Genomic DNA, 17038 nt, shown 5'->3' on the forward strand with positions numbered 1-17038 from the left:
CGTCGCCCGGTCAGGCGATATGCGATCCGGTTCTTAGGATATGAGTTTTAAGTTTTTCCCATTCGGTTGAGCGGCGATTAGTATCACTCTCAATGTAATCAAGGATCCGGAGGGAATATGCAAAAGCTCACTCGTTTTCTGGCCCTGCTCGGCGAGCTGATGATTGAAAAAGCCGAAGACGCCGCGCCGCAGGCTGCTCAGCCTGACGATCGCGACGACGCGTTGCCACCGCGCCTCGAACGTGGGGTTCCGCTGGCCGACCGCTTCCTGTTCATGTAATTCCCCGCACTGTCTTTTGGTCAGGCACGTTCCGATATTTCATTATCGGACGCCTGCGTCTATCTTCTTTCGATGGTTCCAGCCGATTCATCATAGGAGATAGCAACGCAATGAAGATCAGAACGGTAACCCCGCAAGACACTGAAGCCCTGACGCAGTTATTGAATGACGTGATCGGCGCCGGCGGCACGACGGCGATAGAAACGCCCCTCACCCCCGCCGAATTCAGCGAATGGTTCATCAGCGGCAGCAATGCGCTGAGCTGCCAGGTCGCGGAGGTAGATGGGCTGTTGGTGGGCTTCCAGGCGCTGAGCGCAGATGATGCCCTGCCGCCCGATACCGCAGATATTGCCACCTTCTCCCGCCTGTCGCCGAAGGTGCGTGGCGTCGGCAGTGCGTTGTTCCCTGCCACATTAGCGGCGGCGAAGTCTCACGGTTTCAAGCACATCAACGCCACCATTCGGGCGGATAACGTCGGTGGCCTCGCCTACTATCACAAAATGGGCTTTCGCGATTACGATCGTTTGCCGCAGGTGCCGCTCAGCGATGGCACGCCGATCGACAGAATCAAAAAACGCTTCTCCCTTTAACCCGCCAACCCGCTCACACTGAACGCACGATATGTTCGCGCAGCCATCGGTGAGCGGGATCCCGATGCGATCGTTCGTGCCACAGCATGGTCATTTCAAAGCCCGGCACCGCCAGCGGCGGCTCGAGCCGTTGCAATAAAGGCTGGTTGCGCACCAGCCGCTCCGGCAGCATCGCCACCAAATCGGACTGCGTCAGCACGGAGATAACGAACAGAAAATGCGGCACGGAAAGCACCACCCGCCGCGTCAGCCCCACGTCCGCCAACGCCCTGTCGGTCATGCCATAGAACCCGCCGCCGTCCGGCGAGACCATCACCTGCTCCAATTGGCAAAATTGCGCCGGCGTCAGCCTGGCATGCAGCTTGGGGTGGCCGACCCGGCCCACCAGCGCATAGCGTTCGCTAAACAGCGTGCGCTGCCGCAGGCCGGATGGCGCACCTTCTCGGGTATGAAACACCAGGTCGATTTCCCCTTGCTCCGCCCGTTTGGCGAGGTGCGCCGGGGCGATCTCCAGCACCGCCAGCCGGGTGCCGGGCGCCGCCGTGCGCAAACCGTTCAGCGCCGGCAGCACGATGGTGGATTCGCCGTAGTCAAAGGCGGCCACGCGCCAGGTATCGGTCGCCACGGCGGGATCGAACGGCGTCGCCGGCGTTACCGCCAACTCGAGCGCCGCCAATGCCTGACGTAACGGTTCCCGCAGCTGTTCCGCTCTGGCGGTCGGACGCATGCCGCGTGGGCCGGGCAACAGCAGCGGATCGTCAAAGATCGCCCGCAGTTTGGCAAGATGCATGCTGACCGCCGGCTGGGAGAAATTGAGCCGCTGTGCCGCGCGCGTGACATTGTGCTCTGCCAGCAGCGCATCGAGCGTCACCAACAGGTTGAGATCCAGCCGCCTTAAATTATTCATAGTTATACCTGGGATAACGGTAATTCATTTCTAATATACCGACTAACGCCCTAACCTGCAGCTCTCACACCAAGGAGAGCTGTTATGAATGTGCTGATTGTATACGCCCACCCGGAGCCGCTGTCGCTGACCGGCTCACTGAAAAATTTCGCCGTTGAACGCCTGACGCAGGCCGGCCATCAGGTACAGGTGTCCGACCTGTACGCCATGAAGTGGAAAGCGGCGCTCGACGCTGACGACAGTCTGGAAGGCCCGGCAACGGCTCGTTTCGATCCTTCGCTGGATTCGCAGCGCGCGTTCGCCAACGGCATGCAGAGCGCCGATATCGCACGGGAGCAGCAAAAATTGCGCTGGGCGGATGCGGTGCTGCTGCAGTTTCCGCTGTGGTGGTTCTCGATGCCGGCGATCCTCAAAGGCTGGGTAGAGCGCGTGTATGCCTATGGTTTTGCCTACGGCGTGGGTGAGCATTCCGACACCCATTGGGGTGACCGTTACGGCGAGGGGACGCTGGCGGGCAAACGGGCGATGCTGATCGTTACTGCCGGCGGCTGGGAGTCTCATTACGCCCCGCGCGGCATCAACGGGCCGATCGACGATATCCTGTTCCCGATCCAGCACGGCATGCTGCACTACCCAGGCTTCAAGGTGCTGCCGCCGTTCGTCACCTACCGCGCCGGCAAAACCGATGAGGCACGCTTTGCCGCCCTGTGCGAGCAGCTCGGGCAGCGGCTGGATAATCTGTGGAACGCCGAGCCAATCCGCTTCCGGCGGCAAAACGCCGGTGACTATCTGATCCCGCAGCTGACGCTGAAAGCGCATCTCGCGCCGGGGCAAGACGGTTTCGGCGTTCACACCGAGTAGCAGGATGCGCGCGCCCTGGCGCATCCGAGGCGCGGCGTTAATTCAGGGCGGCGAGAAATGCCTGGTAGCCTTGCGCGCTGCGATCCAATTCGTGGGATTGCAGCGGCTCCACCGTCCCGTCCGACGCGGCCTCCTTGCCGTAAAAGGCGAAGAACGAAGCATAGTCGGCCCGCACGTAGCCGGCGGTGACTTCAAACGGCCGGAAGATTTCCTCCAGCGAATAACGATAGCGCCCGTCGCGCGCATAATCCTCTGCACGCACCCCCGCCGTGACCGCCAACGCCAGCTTCTTGTTTTGCATCTTGTAGCCGCTGCGGGAACCGTAGGCCCAGCCGTAGGTGAGCACGTCGTCCAGCCATTTTTTCAGCAGCGGCGGGCTGCTGAACCAGAAAATCGGGAACTGCAGTACGATGTTGTCATGGGCTTCAATTAGCCGCTGCTCTTGGGCGACGTCGATCTGCCAATCCGGATAGGCCTGATGCAGTTCGTGCACGGTATACCGCTCCGGATAGCGCCGCAGCTCCTCCAGCCAGCGTTTATTGACCACCGAGTTCGCTATATCGGGATGGGTCACCACTACCAAGGTTTTCATATCGATTTCTCCAGTCAGGTGTCTACCGGCGCATCATAGGTTATGCTGGAACAATGTAAAATACGCACACTCACGACACATACTTACCCTGGAGAAAGTACCCAATGACCGCTGAATCCCACTGCAGCCCAACGGGCATCAGCCTCGAAGACACCGGCTATGGCTATACGCTGTCGGTGATCAACGGCAAATATAAAATGATTATTCTTTACTGGCTGGCGTTGTATAAGCCGGTATTACGGTTCAACGAGCTGCAGCGCTGTATCGGCACCATTTCGTACAAAACGCTGAGTTCGACGCTCAAAGAGCTGGAAAAAGATCGCCTGGTGGTGAGAAAGGAGTATCCGCAGATCCCGCCCAAGGTGGAGTACAGCCTGTCCGAGCGCGGGCGTTCGCTGATCCCGGTGATCGACATGATGTGCAACTGGGGGGAGCAGCACCGGCCGGAACAGCCGGTGCCGTGAGAAATGACCTCGGCCAGGCCTCGTCGGCGCTGCGCGGTGCAGCGCTTCAGCTCAACGTACAGAACCTGGCGGACAAGAAATACGTTTCATCCTGCAGCGGCGAGTACGCCTGCATCTACGGCAGTGGCCGCAGCATCATCGCTTCGGTCAACTACCGCTGGTAACCAAAATGGGCGGCCAGCGCCGCCCATTTCTTCCGCCTTTCCCGCCGCCTTTACTCCTGCTTCAGCTCTCGCAAATGCTTGTACACCGTGGCGCGCCCCATCGACAGCACGTTGGCGATGTAGTCCGCGGCGCTTTTGGCCTTGAACGCCCCCTGATGATAGAGATCGCTGACCAGCCGTCGTTTCTGTTCGCGGCTCAGCGCGCCGAGTGCGGCGTTTTCGCGCCGCAGCCAGTCGTGCAGGAAGGTGTTGATCTTCTCCTGCCAGTCATCTTTGAACAGCGCTTGCGGCTGTGGCTGCAGCCGGGTGACCGACAGGAACATGTCCAGCGCGTTGCGGGCGTCCTCGAACATCGCGGTGCTCAGGTTGATGCACAACAGATAGCTGGGCTTGCCCTGCTCGTCGCGCGCGGCGATGCTCACCGAGCGCATCTTTTTGCCGTCCCAGTTCAGCTTCTCATAGGGGCCGGTCACGCCGGCGCCGCCGGCAAGTTCGAAGTCGTCCAGCCCGGCGTCGTCACCCGGTTTGCGCTTCGACAGGTTGTTCGCCAGATAGGCAATCTTGTTGGTGGCCAGATCGTGGATTACCACTTCCGCATTCGGGAAAAACAGCGCCGCGACGCCGTCGGCGACCGAGCGCAAAAGTTCGAGTTGAGAAGAAGAGTTCGGCACGCTGGGGTGTCTCCGTATAGCCCGGTTTGGTTTGCTGTTCAGCCGCTTAGCATACCGCAGTTGCCGCCGCTTGCCGAGTGGGTGGCGTTTGCGCTCCCTGCTCCGACGGCGGCGCTGCAAGCGCCCTTATTGTTCACACCCGGGATCAGGATTGTCCATTGCCGGTCGTCGGAAAAATATCCCCCGCCAGGCGAAAGAGGAAAGGGAAATATTTAAAGTCACTTTATTCACATGCCATTTTGTTATTTAAAAGCCGCATCTTTGCCAATGACATTAATCCCTATCCCTTTATTGAATTATTCACTTCATGCCGATAGCGAATTGATTAGCGGACTCCTTTATACAAGAAAAATCTCATAAAAATCATCATCTTTTGCATAAAGAAAAACGTCAATTCGGACTATTCCTAACTATTTCCTTCTGGCATAGAGAATAAATTTAACTTGCAGTACTGCAATAAGGATGCAGCTTAATTTGAGTTGTATAAGCAATTTAATTTAAAGGACTTTTACTATGAACCATGAATCCATGGCGGACTGTTCCGCCAACGGCTACATTATTGAAGTTTCAAGTTTTAAACTGCCGGCCTCACTCAGCCCTGAAGCGTTTGCCGTATTGGACAAGCGTGTAGAAGAGGAATTTATCTCAAACCAGAACGGGTTCATTTCGCGTGACTCAGGCATCAGCGTAGACAATGAACCTCGCTGGGTGAACATTGTAAAATGGGAGACGCTGTTGGATGCAGATGAAAACATCTACCGATTTACACGGGCTTCCGCGCCGGCGTCCGTCAAAGAATATCTGGCGAGTATCGGCGCTGAGCCGGTGGAATTAAAACGCTATCAGCATACCGGCGCGTAATGCGTGCCGGATGACCACGCCACGGCGGCGCGGTCTTCTTTAACGCTGATTGGCAAAACCTGAACGGGTGGCCGCTCGCGGTCACCCGTCCGTTTCAGGTGAGCACATTTGTCAGACCCTACCTCGACGACCGCAACACATTAAAACAGCCTCGGATTATGCTTCTCTTTGCACGATAAAAACACGGCCGCAGACGGCTTTTTAACAGGATTTTAACGCTGCCGAGGGGAAACGCCATTGTCAACATAGCAGTTAAATAAAATGAAACTTTTTGATCACATTCAAGCTTCTGAAAAATAGATGAAAAGGGTTTTTATGCGCTTTATATGCATAAAGTATGCATGCACCCGCTCAGTGCCAATGAAAAGTAATTAACTATTCATTTGCCGCCCTGCAGGCGGCGAAAAACCGTCCGCTGGCCAGATGAGAGGGGGGCTAACAACCGGCATAATTAGTGGTAAATTTAGCGTCGCAAAGTGTTATGCGCTTGCTAATCCACGGTTAAACGAAATAAATACCTCTAATATATAAAGGTTGGTTATGGAAAAGCTATCCTACGCTTCAGACAGCAGCACCACCGCTTGGGCTACATATCTGCAACAAATCGATCGCGTCGCCCCTTACCTCGGCGAGCTGTCACGCTGGGTTGATACGCTGCGTCATCCTAAGCGCGCTTTGATTGTCGATATCCCGCTGCAGATGGACGATGGCACCATCCGTCACTTCGAAGGTTTCCGCGTACAGCACAACCTGTCGCGTGGGCCGGGCAAAGGCGGTATCCGCTTCCACCCTGACGTCGATCTGAACGAAGTGATGGCCCTGTCCGCCTGGATGACCATCAAGTGCGCCGCGGTCAACCTGCCGTACGGCGGTGCCAAGGGCGGCATCCGCGTCGATCCGTTCAAACTGTCTGAAGGTGAACTGGAGCGACTGACCCGCCGCTACACCAGCGAAATCGGCTTCATCATCGGGCCACAGAAAGACATTCCTGCGCCGGACGTCGGCACCAACGCCAAAGTGATGGCCTGGATGATGGATACCTACTCCATGAACCACGGCACCACCATCACCGGCGTGGTCACCGGTAAGCCAATCCACCTCGGCGGCTCCCTGGGCCGTGAGAAAGCGACCGGCCGCGGCGTGTTCGTCACCGGCAGCGAAGTGGCCAAGCGTCTGGGCGTGCAGATTGAAGGCGCCAAAGTGGCGGTGCAAGGCTTCGGCAACGTGGGCAGCGAAGCGGCTCGCCTGTTCGTCGGCGTCGGCGCGCGCGTCGTCACCATCCAGGACCACTCCGCTACCCTGTTCAACGCCAACGGCATCGATCTGGCCGCGCTGACCGAATACCAGGCCAAGCACAAGCAGATCGCCGGCTTCCCTGGCGCCAGCGAGATCGAAAGCGAAGCGTTCTGGTCGGTCGACATGGACATCCTGATCCCTGCGGCGCTGGAAGGCCAAATCACCCGTCAGCGCGCCGAAATCCTCAGCGCCAAGCTGGTGCTGGAAGGCGCTAACGGCCCGACCTTCCCGGAAGCGGACGACATTCTGCGTTCCCGTAACATCACCGTGGTCCCGGACGTTATCTGTAACGCCGGCGGCGTAACGGTCAGTTACTTCGAGTGGGTGCAGGACATGGCGAGCTACTTCTGGAGCGAGTCAGAGATCAACGAGCGTATGGACAAGATCATGACCGACGCCATGGTCCACGTCTGGAACAAGGCGGCCGAGAAAGAGTGCAGCCTGCGCACCGCGGCTTACATCGTGGCCTGTGAGCGCATCCTGACCGCACGTAAAGAGCGCGGCATCTACCCAGGTTGATGCCCGTATCCCGGCCTGCCCCGGCAGGCCGGATTTTCCTCAGCGTAAACAGCGCTTCAACACCTTACCGGTACTGGTCATCGGCAAACGCTCGACGAACTCGACGATACGCGGATACTTGTACGCCGCAAGCCGCTCCCGGCTCCAGGCAATCAGCGTTTCTTCCTCGATCGGCTCTTCCGTCTCTTTCAACACCACCACCGCTTTGATCTCTTCGCCCAGCGACGGGTGTTCAACGCCGATCACCGCCACCAACGACACCGCCGGATGGCGAATCAGCGCCTCTTCAATCTCGCGCGGATAGACGTTGAACCCGCCGCGGATGATCATGTCCTTGGCCCGATCGACGATGAAATAGAAGCCGTCGGCGTCGCGGCGCGCCAGGTCACCGGTGCGGAACCAGCCGTTTTCCAGCACCTCCGCCGTCGCCTCAGGGCGGTTCAGATAGCCTTTCATGATGTTGTAACCGCGCACCGCGATCTCCCCGACCTGGTCGGTGCCGTCGACCGGCTGCCCGGTGGCGTCGAGCAGGCGCACCTCCACGCCCCAGATCGGTTGGCCGATGGAGCCGGGTTTGGTTACCCGATGGGGATGGTTAAAGGTGGCGACCGGGCTGGTCTCCGACAGCCCATACCCTTCGAGAATGTTGACGCCGAAGCGGCGCGAGAAATCCTCCAGGATCTGCACCGGCAGGCTGGCGCCGCCGGACACCGCCATACGCAGCGTGCTGCGCAAGCGCTCGATATCCGTGTGCTCATCCAGCGCATTCAACAGCGCCCAATACATGGTCGGCACCCCGGCGAAGAAGGTGATGCCGTACCGTTGCATCAGCGCGATGGCCTGCGCGGCATCGAAGCGCTCGACCAGCACCAGAGTGGCAGCAGCGGCAAACCCGGCGTTCATCTGCACCGTCGAACCAAAAGTATGAAACAGCGGCAAGGTCACCAGGTGACGATCGGGGGCCGTCTCCGAACCGTCGAACAGCCGCACCGATCCCAAGGCGTTGAGCACCAGATTGGCGTGAGTCAACTCCGCCCCTTTGGCGCGGCCGGTGGTACCGCTGGTATACAACACCACCGCGGTGTCGCTTTCGAGCGTCGTCGCCGAAGCGAATTCGGTAGCCTGTTCGGCTATTGCCGCGCTGAAACGCTCCCCCTCGAGCGGCAACCGATCGCCGATGATAAACACCTCGCGGCACTGCTCCGCCTTCGCCGCCGCCCTCAGCGCTTCCTCCCCCAGCGGCAGGCCGCTGCTGCCCTCGAAACAAAACAGCGCCACCGCCGCCGAATCCGCCAGGTAATAGTCGAACTCTGCGCTTTTAAGCAGAATATTCAGCGGCACCACCACCGCGCCGCTTTTGAGAATGCCGTAATAGATAGCCGGAAACTCCGGCCGGTTCGGGCAGGCCAGCGCCACCCGTTCACCGGGCCGCACGCCGCGCGCGGCCAACAAATTCGCCACCCGATTGGCCATTTCGTTAAGCGCCCGATAGCTGAGCGGGTTGTCGTCCTGTATCACCGCCGGCCGCTCCGGCCAGGTGCGCGCACTCTCTTCAAGCAAGGTAGCCAGATTCAGCATCGGGGATCCTCCCTGGGGTTGAGCGGCGAGAAAAGCGCCGCAGTATCACGAGTATAGATAGGCGCTTTGCGGTTCGCATTCCCAGGGGCGCTGGGCTATACCTTAGGCAATCCCTATCCCGCAGGAGTTGTGATCATGAGCAAGAAAAAGATTCTGATGCTGGTCGGCGACTACGCCGAAGATTACGAAACCATGGTGCCGTTTCAGGCATTGCAGATGATCGGCCATTGGGTGGACGCCGTGTGCCCCGGCAAAGCCGTCGGCGATTATATCCAAACCGCAATCCACGACTTTGACGGGGCGCAGACCTACAGCGAGAAACCCGGCCACCGTTTTACCTTAAATGCCGACTTCGCCGCCGCCAAAGAAGAGCACTACGATGCGCTCTTGATCCCCGGGGGCCGGGCGCCGGAATACCTGCGTCTGAACCCCGACGTGATCGCACTGGTGCAGGCGTTTGACGCCGCGAAAAAACCGATCGCCGCCGTTTGCCACGGCCCGCAGCTGCTGGCGGCGGCCGGGGTGTTGAAAGGCCGCACCTGCAGCGCCTACCCGGCCTGCGCGCCGGAAGTGCGGCTGGGCGGCGGCCATTATGCGGAGATCGGCATCGATCAGGCGCACGTCGACGGCAATCTGGTCACCGCCCCGGCCTGGCCGGCGCATCCGCAGTGGCTGGCGAAGTTCGCCGAGGTGTTGGAGCAATAACGCGGCGCTAGCGGAGCTGCTCGATCAGGAAGTGGATGTCGTACAGCCACCGCTTAGCGCGCGCGGAACGCACCAGCATCGATACGCACAGCGGCCGGGGATGCTCTTTGCACGCGGAGGGGGAAAACCAGCGCCCGGTGTTGGTCGGCGGCCGGAAATACAGTTCGTGGTTGTAGTTGCCGCTGTCGACGCCGAAGGTATCGAAGTAGCGGCGCATCAGCGTGTTGGAATCGCTGAACGACAGGTTGAGCGCGGTGTTGATCTCGGTTTCCGGGGTGATGGCCACGCCCTTCTTCAGCCGCCCTGATGCGTTGAAGGCGGCGATAAGCGCGATGACCTGTTGCTGAATGTCTTCTGCCATGACGACCTCGAGCCGATATGAGTAAAAGATGAATGCGGTTCTCTGTCTGACTCTGCTCACCGCAGCGAGTTCTGGCCGCCGGCCGGGTTTTCTGTTTCTTTACACTTTCCATAAAAAAACCGCGCGCAGCCAAATGCCTGGCGCGCGCGGTCGGCGGGCACCGGCGCCACCGGGCGCTGGTAGTGCGGATCCAGCGACATACAGCCGGTCAGCAGCGGTAAAGTTAACATCATGACTCGTGGCAACACGTTATTCTCCTGCCTGTGACGGCGGGTTGACGGGCCGACGGGTAAACATACGGCGCACCAACACATAAAACAGCGGGACGAAAAAGATGGCCAATGCGGTGGCGGTGATGGTGCCGCCGATGATGCCGGTACCGGCGCCGCTGGATACCGCCGCGCCAATCAGCGTTTCACCCCGCTGGTGCATCTCCTCGGCGAACTCGACGATCAAAATGGCGTTCTACCATCGGTATTGCCGGCATCGACAGAACAATGCGCTTTAATATGCTGGCAACGTCAGGAAAAGCGGTTGAGGCCGCCGGAGATGTCAATACGCTGATACTGGGCAAAACCGGCAAGAGGTCTAATCGCTTATCAACGCGCATATTCAGCCACCCATTTGGGGATATTTGGCGAACCCCGCGTCAACGTGCTCAAGCTGAATATGGCGCTGCAAGCAGCGCTTGGCTCGCAGACGCGCACGCGGTGAATGTCTTACACCGGCAGCTGGTTGGTCGCGCAGTGAATGCCTCCGCCGCCGGCTGCGATAGCGTCGATCTCCAGCTGCACCACCTTGCGCTGCGGATAGAGCGCCGTCAGCAGCTCAAGCGCCGCCCGGTCCGCCTGCGGGTCGCCAAACTCCGGGGCGATCACCGCGCCGTTGATGACGAAATAGTTGATGTAGCCCGCCGCAAAATCCGGGTTGTTGCGGCTGAATCGGCTGTCGCGCGGCGCCAGCGGCGGCGAAAGCGTATGCACCTGCAGCCGGCGGCCGTCGGCGTCAGTCGCCGCCTTGAGGATCGCCAGATGTTGCTGGGTAACCGCATGGTCATAAGAGTCCGGATCGGTGTCCAGATTGGCCACCACCACACCCGGCCGCACGAAGCGGGCGTAAAAATCGACGTGGGCGTCGGTGATGTCCCGGCCTTTAATGCCCGGCAGCCAGATAATTTTGCGCAGGCCGAGCATCGCTTTCAGCTCCTGCTCCACCCGGTCCCGGCTCCAGCCTGGATTACGGTTCGCATTCACCCAGCTGCTTTCGGTCATGATGCCGGTGCCGTGCCCGTCCACTTCGATACCGCCGCCTTCGCCTATCAGTGCGCTGCGGCGCAGTTGGGCGGCACCGTAGCGGTTGGCGGCAAACGCCGCCAGGCGCGCATCTTTGGCATGCCGCTGTTTATTGCCCCAGCCGTTGAAGTTGAAATCCACCGCCCCGAGTTCGCCGGCGCCGTTGACGACGAAATTGGCGCCGAAGTCGCGCACCCAGATGTCATCCAGCTCGGTGACGACATAGCTGACATTGTGACTGCCGCAGGTGGCCTCGGCCAATTGCCGTTCACGCTCGCGGCAAAATACCGTCACCGGCTGAAACTTGGCGATGGCACGGGCGATACGGCCCTGCGCAGCCTGCACATCCGCCGTGAATTCGCCCCAGATAGCCCGCTGCGCGCCGAAGGCGAGAAATGCCCGCTGCTGCGGCTCCCCTTCGTCGGGCATCCGCCAGGCCGGATTAAGCGCAGCTTCTGCGTGACCGTGTAACGAAACGCCCAGCGAGGCCGTCAGACCGACTCCGGCGACGGCGGAAAGCTGTTTAATAAACACGCGGCGAGTTGACATTAAAGACCTCTTTTAATCATTTATAATTCAAAAAGTTAACCGAATAATTCACGGTTATGCGGTTGAATCTTATGCTAGTCTTCCCCTGCCACCGCGACAAACGATATATTTAGTGGATATCTGATTAGACAGGCTTATCGATAATGTTAAAACACTGGCCCCCCTTGAGCGCACTGCGCGGTTTCGAAGCGGCGGCGCGCCTGGGCAGTTTTCATCAGGCCGCCGAAGAATTGCACCTGACCCAGTCGGCCATCAGCCAGCAGATCCGCAGCCTCGAGGCATTTTTGGAACAGCCGCTGTTCTTCCGCACCGGCCGCAGCGTAACGCTGACCGACGCCGGCCACGATTTGTTCAGCACCGCACAGGTGATGCTGCAACAGCTGGCGGTCGGCATTCGCCGTTTGGATCAGTACCGCAAACCCAATCAGCTGATCGTCAACACCACTCCGGCTTTCGCCCGGCACTGGCTGATGCCGCGGCTGGGCGACTTCAATCGGCAGCATCCGCAGGTCGACCTGTGGCTGTTCACCAGTTTTGAACCGCCGAATATGGCGACGGACAGTATCGATCTGGCGATCCGCGACGATCTCAGCGCGCAGGCGGACTGCACCTTTAACGTGCTCTGCAGCGACCGGCTCTATCCCGCCTGCCACCCCAGCCTGCTGGCGCTAGCGGCGGAGCAGCGCATGACCCTGCACGGCGAACGGGAGATGGACTGGAGCCACTGGACGGTGGCGGGCGGCGCGCACGTCGGCCAGCGCGACAGCGGGCTGAACTTCTCCGATCCCGGTCTGCTGCTGGACGCCGCCTGCCAGGGGCTGGGCATCGCGTTGGTCAGCCAACTGCTGGCGCAGCAAGCGCGCGACGCCGGGCTGCTGCAACCGTTAACCGAACAACGCGTGCGCGGCGCCAACTGGGCGTGGCTGCTACACCGCGACAGCGAACACAACCCGCTCACCCGGCACTTCTGCCAATGGCTGCAGTCGGCGTTGCCCGCCGGTGCATAACGCGCCACGTCACGATTCGCTACTCTGGTCAGGCGGCCCCGCCTGACCGCTGCTACCTTCAATAAAGCGCCGCAACAGCCCGAAGAAAACGCGCTAACCTGCTGTTTCAAAATAATTAGTTGAATTCACCTGATAATTGAAAATCGCTAAAAGGATCTTCTATGTCTGCCGGTTTATTGAAAACGATAGCTCTGAGCGTGGCCCTGGCCTGCACCGTTCCCACCGCCTTTGCCGCCGATCTGACCGCCGGCGCGGTCGCTGCCCCGGATCAGTATGGCGCAAAAGTCGCCGCGCACATTCTGCAGGCCGGCGGCAACGCGGTCGATGCGGCGGTCGCCACCGCCTTTACCCTGGCGGTCACCTACCCTGAAGCCGGCAATATCGGCGGCGGCGGCTTTATGACGCTGTATATCGACGGCAAACCCTATTTCCTCGACTACCGCGAAGTGGCCCCCAAGGCCGCCAGCAAAACCCTGTACCTGAACGAGAAAGGCGAAGTGATCGAAAATCTCAGCCTGGTGGGCAGCCGCGCCGCCGGCGTGCCGGGCACCGTGCTGGGGCTGTGGGAAGCCCACAAGCGCTTCGGCAAGCTGCCGTGGGCCGAACTGCTGACGCCGGCGATCGGCTACGCCCGGCAAGGTTTCACCGTGGCGGATCAGCAGTATCAGTACCGTGAAGACGCCAACAAGCTGTTCGCCGGTAAAACCAACTTTGGCGACTATTTCGGCGCCATGAAGCCCGGCACGGTGTTCAAACAGCCGGAGCTGGCCGCCACCCTCGAGCGCATTGCGAAGTCGGGCGCCGACGATTTTTATCACGGCGAAACCGCGCGCCTGCTGGTGGCGCAAATGCAGCGTGACAACGGGCTGATCGGCGCGGCGGATTTGGCCGACTATCGGGTGAAATGGCGTGAGCCGATGCGCATCAGCTGGCGCGGCAACACCGTGTATACCGCCCCTCTGCCCAGCTCCGGCGGCATTGCGCTGGCGCAGCTGCTGGGGATAAAAGAAGATCGCGCCGCCGACTTCAAGGGCGTGCCGCTGAACTCGGCGCGCTATATCCACCTGCTGGCGGAAATCGAAAAGCGCGTGTTCGCCGATCGCGCCGACTACCTCGGCGACCCGGATTTCACTCAAGTGCCGGAAGCGCAGCTGATCGCCCCCGACTACCTGCAAAAACGCGCCGCAGAAATCAACCCGACGGCGATCTCGCCGACCGAACAGGTGCGGCCGGGGCTGGAAACCCACCAAACCACCCACTTCTCGATCGTCGATGCCGCCGGCAACGCGGTCAGCAACACCTATACGCTCAACTGGGACTTCGGCAGCGGCGTGGTGGTCAAAGGTGCCGGCTTCCTGCTCAACGACGAGATGGACGACTTCAGCGCCAAACCCGGCGTCGCCAATGCCTTCGGCGTGGTGGGCAGCGACGCCAACGCCATCGAGCCAGGCAAGCGCATGCTCTCCTCGATGAGCCCGACCATCATCACCCGCGACGGCGAAGTCAGCCTGGTGATCGGCACGCCGGGCGGATCGCGCATCTTCACGTCGATCTTCCAGGTGATCAACAACCTCTACGATTACCATTTGCCGCTGGCGCAGGCGGTGGCCGCCCAGCGCGTGCACCATCAGCTGTTGCCGAAGGACACCCTGTACTATGACAGCTTTGCGCCGCTGACCGGCAAACCGGCGGAAGAGCTGAAAGCCATGGGCTACACCCTCGAAGATCAGGGCTGGAACATGGGGGACATTCAGGCTATCCGCATCGATGGCCGCACGCCGGAAACCGCGTCCGATCCGCGCGGCCGCGGCGTGGGGCTGGTGGTGAAAAAGTAACCCTCCGGCGGCCCACCTCCGGTTAAACGGGCCGCCGCTCTCCCCGCACAGATGGCCGCTGTCTCCTTTTTTACTCATCTATACTGAATCGACAGGCCTGCGTTCAACGACGGCGGCGCCTGCGGTCCGCCTTGGACGATAAGGATAATATTCATAGTAAATCAATCACCTGTATTTATCGTAAGCGGTGTCGGAGGCAATCAATAATGGCGAAAAGACGAGCAGTTCCCGGGGTTCATCCCTACGATGGGCCCGCCGGCGGTTGGGGCGCGCTGAAAGCGACGGCCATCGCCGTGCGCACACAGATGGATACCCTGGAGGCGCCGGTAACGCTGATGCGCACCAATCAGCCCGACGGGTTTGATTGCCCGGGATGCGCATGGCCGGATAAAGAACATCGATCCACCTTCCAGTTTTGCGAAAACGGCGCCAAAGCCGTGACCTGGGAAGCGACCAGCAAACGCGTGACGGCCGAATTCCTGGCGCAAAATACCGTGACCTCACTGCTGCGGAAAACCGACTATGAACTGGAGGACTATGGTCGCCTGACCACGCCCCTGTTCTATGACGCCGGGACCGACACGCTGCGCCCGCTGGCTTGGGATGAGGCGTTTCAACGCATCGCCGCCGTTTTGCAGACGCTGCCGCCGGAGCAGGTGGAGTTTTATACTTCCGGCCGCGCGTCCAATGAGGCGGCCTATCTGTTCCAGCTGTTTGCGCGGGAATTTGGCAGCAATAACTTCCCCGACTGTTCCAATATGTGCCATGAGCCGACCAGCGTAGGCCTGCCGCAGTCGATCGGCATCGGCAAAGGCACCGTGTCGCTGGATGACTTTGACAGCGCGGAGCTGATTATCTCCATCGGGCACAATCCGGGCACCAATCACCCGCGCATGATGGGCACGCTGCATGAATTGGCGCGCAAAAAAGTGCCGATTATCGTGTTCAATCCGCTGCGCGAGCGGGCGCTCGAGCGTTTCACCGATCCGCAAAACGTCATCGAAATGGCGACCTACAGTTCGACCCCTATCGCCTCCACCTACTATCAGGTCAAAGCCGGCGGCGACGCCGCGGCGCTCAAAGGCATCGCCAAAGCGCTGCTGCAGTTGGATGACGAACATGGCAATGCGCTGGACCACGCCTTTATTGCCGAGCACACGGAAGGTTTTGCGGATTTTGCCGCCGATCTGAAGACCACCGGTTGGGATGCGATTGAGGCGGAGAGCGGCCTGGCGCGCCGGGATCTGGAACAGGTCGCCGCCGCTTACGCGAAATCCAACGCCACCATCGTGACCTACGGCATGGGCATTACGCAGCACAACAAAGGCACCGCCAACGTGCGCCTGATCGCCGATCTGCTGCTGTTGCGCGGCAACATCGGCAAACCGGGCGCCGGCATCTGCCCGCTGCGCGGCCATTCCAACGTGCAGGGCAACCGCACCGTCGGCATCACCGAAAAACCCTCGGCCGATTTTTTGGCGAAGCTGGAAACGGTGTTTGGCTTCACCCCGCCCAAAGCCCACGGGCATGATGCCGTGAAATGCATGCAGGCGATGATCGACGGCGCCTCGAAGGCGTTGATCTGCCTGGGCGGCAACTTCGCCGTGGCGCTGCCGGACCCCGAGCAGAGTTTCCCGGCGATGAAAGCGCTGGAATTAAGCGTGCATATCGGCACCAAACTCAACCGCAGTCATCTGTTGGTGGCGAAACAAACCCTCATTCTGCCCTGCCTGGGGCGCACCGAGCTGGATCTGCAGGCCGGCGGACGGCAATCGGTGACGGTGGAGGATTCGATGTCGATGGTTCACGCCTCGTCCGGCAAACTCAAACCGGCGTCGGAGCTGTTGCGTTCGGAACCCGCCATTGTGGCCGGCATGGCCAAAGCGGTGATGCCCGCCAGCAAGGTGCCCTGGGATGAACTGATCGAAGATTACGACGTGATCCGCGATTTGATCGAAAAAACCATCCCCGGCTTCGACGATTACAACGCGCGCATTCGTCAACCCGGCGGTTTCCGCATGCCGCTGCCGCCGACTGAGCGCCAGTGGCCAACGGCGACGGGCAAGGCGATGTTTTCCGTATTCAGCGGGCTGCATGAGGACGAGACAACGGCAGACAAAGACACGCTACGGCTCATCACGCTGCGCAGCCACGATCAGTACAACACCACCATCTATGCTCTGGACGATCGCTACCGCGGGGTCTTCGGCCGGCGCGACGTCTTGTTCATGAATGACAGCGATCTGCAACGTTTGGGGCTGGAGCATGGCGACGTGGTCGATCTGGAAACGGCGCTGCCCGGCTGCACTCAACGCCTGGAGGGCATCACGGTGATCGCCTACAACATTTCAGCCGGTTCGGTCGGCGCCTACTATCCGGAGGCCAACGTGCTGGTGCCGCTGCATTACATCGATGAGGAAAGCGGCACGCCTTCGTACAAATCGGTGCCGATCCGCGTAACGCTGAGATCCAAAGAGGTGCGCGAGGTCAACATCGCCTAGAGGAAA

General features: G+C 60.1%; 18 protein-coding genes and 2 pseudogenes. 12 read left to right on the plus strand and 8 right to left on the minus strand.

All coding sequences use genetic code 11. The annotated features are described in order from the left end of the window. Positions 1–117 precede the first annotated feature (117 nt). The gene (locus tag C3F38_RS26415; RefSeq protein ID WP_162838235.1) at positions 118–279 is read left to right on the plus strand and encodes a hypothetical protein; all 162 of its coding nucleotides are present in this window, start codon (positions 118–120) and stop codon (positions 277–279) included. A 110-nt stretch (positions 280–389) separates the two neighbouring features. Then, positions 390–869 carry a GNAT family N-acetyltransferase gene (locus C3F38_RS14700; protein ID WP_038871599.1) on the plus strand — a complete coding sequence of 160 codons (480 nt, stop codon included), beginning with the start codon at positions 390–392 and terminating at the stop codon, positions 867–869. Positions 870–882: 13 nt separating this feature from the next. On the opposite strand, the gene C3F38_RS14705 is transcribed toward C3F38_RS14700, so the two are convergent. After that, positions 883–1776, minus strand: coding sequence for a LysR family transcriptional regulator (locus tag C3F38_RS14705; protein ID WP_055317261.1), 894 nt, complete (start codon positions 1774–1776; stop codon positions 883–885). Positions 1777–1860: 84 nt separating this feature from the next. Between C3F38_RS14705 and C3F38_RS14710 the strand changes: the two genes are divergently transcribed. Then, the gene (locus C3F38_RS14710; RefSeq protein ID WP_055317260.1) at positions 1861–2637 is read left to right on the plus strand and encodes an NAD(P)H-dependent oxidoreductase; all 777 of its coding nucleotides are present in this window, start codon (positions 1861–1863) and stop codon (positions 2635–2637) included. Positions 2638–2674: 37 nt separating this feature from the next. Here the strand turns inward: C3F38_RS14710 and C3F38_RS14715 are convergent, their stop codons facing one another. Then, positions 2675–3229 carry an NAD(P)H-dependent oxidoreductase gene (locus C3F38_RS14715; protein ID WP_038871591.1) on the minus strand — a complete coding sequence of 185 codons (555 nt, stop codon included), beginning with the start codon at positions 3227–3229 and terminating at the stop codon, positions 2675–2677. A 104-nt stretch (positions 3230–3333) separates the two neighbouring features. Between C3F38_RS14715 and C3F38_RS14720 the strand changes: the two genes are divergently transcribed. Next, positions 3334–3693: a helix-turn-helix domain-containing protein gene (locus C3F38_RS14720; protein WP_025302868.1), complete on the plus strand. Its 360-nt coding sequence runs from the start codon at positions 3334–3336 to the stop codon at positions 3691–3693. Beyond that, positions 3690–3857: pseudogene (locus C3F38_RS26225) on the plus strand (hypothetical protein); the annotation flags it as partial. The gene C3F38_RS14720 and the pseudogene C3F38_RS26225, both read left to right, overlap by 4 nt. Before the next feature lie 50 nt (positions 3858–3907). Here the strand turns inward: C3F38_RS26225 and C3F38_RS14725 are convergent. Then, on the minus strand, positions 3908–4528 hold the full coding sequence (locus C3F38_RS14725; protein WP_047730687.1) for a transcriptional regulator: 621 nt from the start codon (positions 4526–4528) through the stop codon (positions 3908–3910). 513 nt (positions 4529–5041) lie between these two features. Here C3F38_RS14725 and C3F38_RS14730 point away from each other — a divergent pair. Next, a complete protein-coding gene (locus tag C3F38_RS14730) occupies positions 5042–5389 on the plus strand; it encodes an antibiotic biosynthesis monooxygenase (protein WP_055317259.1) in 348 nt (115 codons plus the stop codon). A 540-nt stretch (positions 5390–5929) separates the two neighbouring features. After that, positions 5930–7204 (plus strand): Glu/Leu/Phe/Val dehydrogenase, encoded by a 1275-nt coding sequence (locus C3F38_RS14735; protein ID WP_047730686.1) that lies wholly within the window; start codon positions 5930–5932, stop codon positions 7202–7204. Between the two features lie 39 nt (positions 7205–7243). On the opposite strand, the gene C3F38_RS14740 is transcribed toward C3F38_RS14735, so the two are convergent. After that, a complete protein-coding gene (locus C3F38_RS14740; RefSeq protein ID WP_047730685.1) occupies positions 7244–8782 on the minus strand; it encodes a long-chain fatty acid--CoA ligase in 1539 nt (512 codons plus the stop codon). Positions 8783–8917: 135 nt separating this feature from the next. Here C3F38_RS14740 and C3F38_RS14745 point away from each other — a divergent pair, with 135 nt between their 5' ends. Next, positions 8918–9487: a DJ-1/PfpI family protein gene (locus C3F38_RS14745; protein WP_004937978.1), complete on the plus strand. Its 570-nt coding sequence runs from the start codon at positions 8918–8920 to the stop codon at positions 9485–9487. Positions 9488–9494: 7 nt separating this feature from the next. On the opposite strand, the gene C3F38_RS14750 is transcribed toward C3F38_RS14745, so the two are convergent. The 3 genes and pseudogenes from C3F38_RS14750 to C3F38_RS14755 form a co-directional block, all read right to left on the minus strand. Next, the gene (locus C3F38_RS14750; RefSeq protein WP_038871577.1) at positions 9495–9848 is read right to left on the minus strand and encodes a DUF1493 family protein; all 354 of its coding nucleotides are present in this window, start codon (positions 9846–9848) and stop codon (positions 9495–9497) included. A gap of 56 nt (positions 9849–9904) precedes the next feature. Further along, positions 9905–10081: a hypothetical protein gene (locus tag C3F38_RS26860; protein WP_162272811.1), complete on the minus strand. Its 177-nt coding sequence runs from the start codon at positions 10079–10081 to the stop codon at positions 9905–9907. 16 nt (positions 10082–10097) lie between these two features. Next, positions 10098–10313, minus strand: a pseudogene (locus C3F38_RS14755) (hypothetical protein); the annotation flags it as partial. 159 nt (positions 10314–10472) lie between these two features. Here C3F38_RS14755 and C3F38_RS26865 point away from each other — a divergent pair. Beyond that, a complete protein-coding gene (locus tag C3F38_RS26865) occupies positions 10473–10562 on the plus strand; it encodes a potassium-transporting ATPase subunit C (protein ID WP_158006784.1) in 90 nt (29 codons plus the stop codon). A gap of 5 nt (positions 10563–10567) precedes the next feature. Here the strand turns inward: C3F38_RS26865 and C3F38_RS14760 are convergent, their stop codons facing one another. After that, positions 10568–11689 (minus strand): agmatine/peptidylarginine deiminase, encoded by a 1122-nt coding sequence (locus C3F38_RS14760; protein ID WP_047730684.1) that lies wholly within the window; start codon positions 11687–11689, stop codon positions 10568–10570. Between the two features lie 143 nt (positions 11690–11832). Between C3F38_RS14760 and C3F38_RS14765 the strand changes: the two genes are divergently transcribed. The 3 genes from C3F38_RS14765 (at position 11833) to C3F38_RS14775 (ending at position 17032) form a co-directional block, all read left to right on the plus strand. Further along, positions 11833–12696: a LysR substrate-binding domain-containing protein gene (locus C3F38_RS14765; RefSeq protein ID WP_055312660.1), complete on the plus strand. Its 864-nt coding sequence runs from the start codon at positions 11833–11835 to the stop codon at positions 12694–12696. A 161-nt stretch (positions 12697–12857) separates the two neighbouring features. Then, positions 12858–14531 (plus strand): gamma-glutamyltransferase, encoded by a 1674-nt coding sequence (gene ggt, locus C3F38_RS14770; protein ID WP_047730682.1) that lies wholly within the window; start codon positions 12858–12860, stop codon positions 14529–14531. 203 nt (positions 14532–14734) lie between these two features. Then, the gene (locus C3F38_RS14775; protein ID WP_094300741.1) at positions 14735–17032 is read left to right on the plus strand and encodes an FdhF/YdeP family oxidoreductase; all 2298 of its coding nucleotides are present in this window, start codon (positions 14735–14737) and stop codon (positions 17030–17032) included. Positions 17033–17038: the final 6 nt, after the last annotated feature.

This window comes from Serratia sp. SSNIH1 (assembly GCF_002935055.1).
Taxonomy (GTDB): domain Bacteria; phylum Pseudomonadota; class Gammaproteobacteria; order Enterobacterales; family Enterobacteriaceae; genus Serratia; species Serratia nevei.

Bases quoted from the DNA above. Each gene is read 5' to 3' on its own strand.
- C3F38_RS14745 (WP_004937978.1), top strand. From the start codon at position 8,918: ATGAGCAAGAAAAAGATTCTGATGCTGGTCGGCGACTACGCCGAAGAT.
- C3F38_RS26860 (WP_162272811.1), bottom strand. From the start codon at position 10,081: ATGATGTTAACTTTACCGCTGCTGACCGGCTGTATGTCGCTGGATCCG.
- C3F38_RS14710 (WP_055317260.1), top strand. From the start codon at position 1,861: ATGAATGTGCTGATTGTATACGCCCACCCGGAGCCGCTGTCGCTGACC.
- C3F38_RS14740 (WP_047730685.1), bottom strand. From the start codon at position 8,782: ATGCTGAATCTGGCTACCTTGCTTGAAGAGAGTGCGCGCACCTGGCCG.
- C3F38_RS14700 (WP_038871599.1), top strand. From the start codon at position 390: ATGAAGATCAGAACGGTAACCCCGCAAGACACTGAAGCCCTGACGCAG.
- ggt (WP_047730682.1), top strand. From the start codon at position 12,858: ATGTCTGCCGGTTTATTGAAAACGATAGCTCTGAGCGTGGCCCTGGCC.
- C3F38_RS14760 (WP_047730684.1), bottom strand. From the start codon at position 11,689: ATGTCAACTCGCCGCGTGTTTATTAAACAGCTTTCCGCCGTCGCCGGA.
- C3F38_RS14720 (WP_025302868.1), top strand. From the start codon at position 3,334: ATGACCGCTGAATCCCACTGCAGCCCAACGGGCATCAGCCTCGAAGAC.
- C3F38_RS14715 (WP_038871591.1), bottom strand. From the start codon at position 3,229: ATGAAAACCTTGGTAGTGGTGACCCATCCCGATATAGCGAACTCGGTG.
- C3F38_RS14735 (WP_047730686.1), top strand. From the start codon at position 5,930: ATGGAAAAGCTATCCTACGCTTCAGACAGCAGCACCACCGCTTGGGCT.
- C3F38_RS14750 (WP_038871577.1), bottom strand. From the start codon at position 9,848: ATGGCAGAAGACATTCAGCAACAGGTCATCGCGCTTATCGCCGCCTTC.
- C3F38_RS26415 (WP_162838235.1), top strand. From the start codon at position 118: ATGCAAAAGCTCACTCGTTTTCTGGCCCTGCTCGGCGAGCTGATGATT.
- C3F38_RS14730 (WP_055317259.1), top strand. From the start codon at position 5,042: ATGAACCATGAATCCATGGCGGACTGTTCCGCCAACGGCTACATTATT.
- C3F38_RS14765 (WP_055312660.1), top strand. From the start codon at position 11,833: ATGTTAAAACACTGGCCCCCCTTGAGCGCACTGCGCGGTTTCGAAGCG.
- C3F38_RS14705 (WP_055317261.1), bottom strand. From the start codon at position 1,776: ATGAATAATTTAAGGCGGCTGGATCTCAACCTGTTGGTGACGCTCGAT.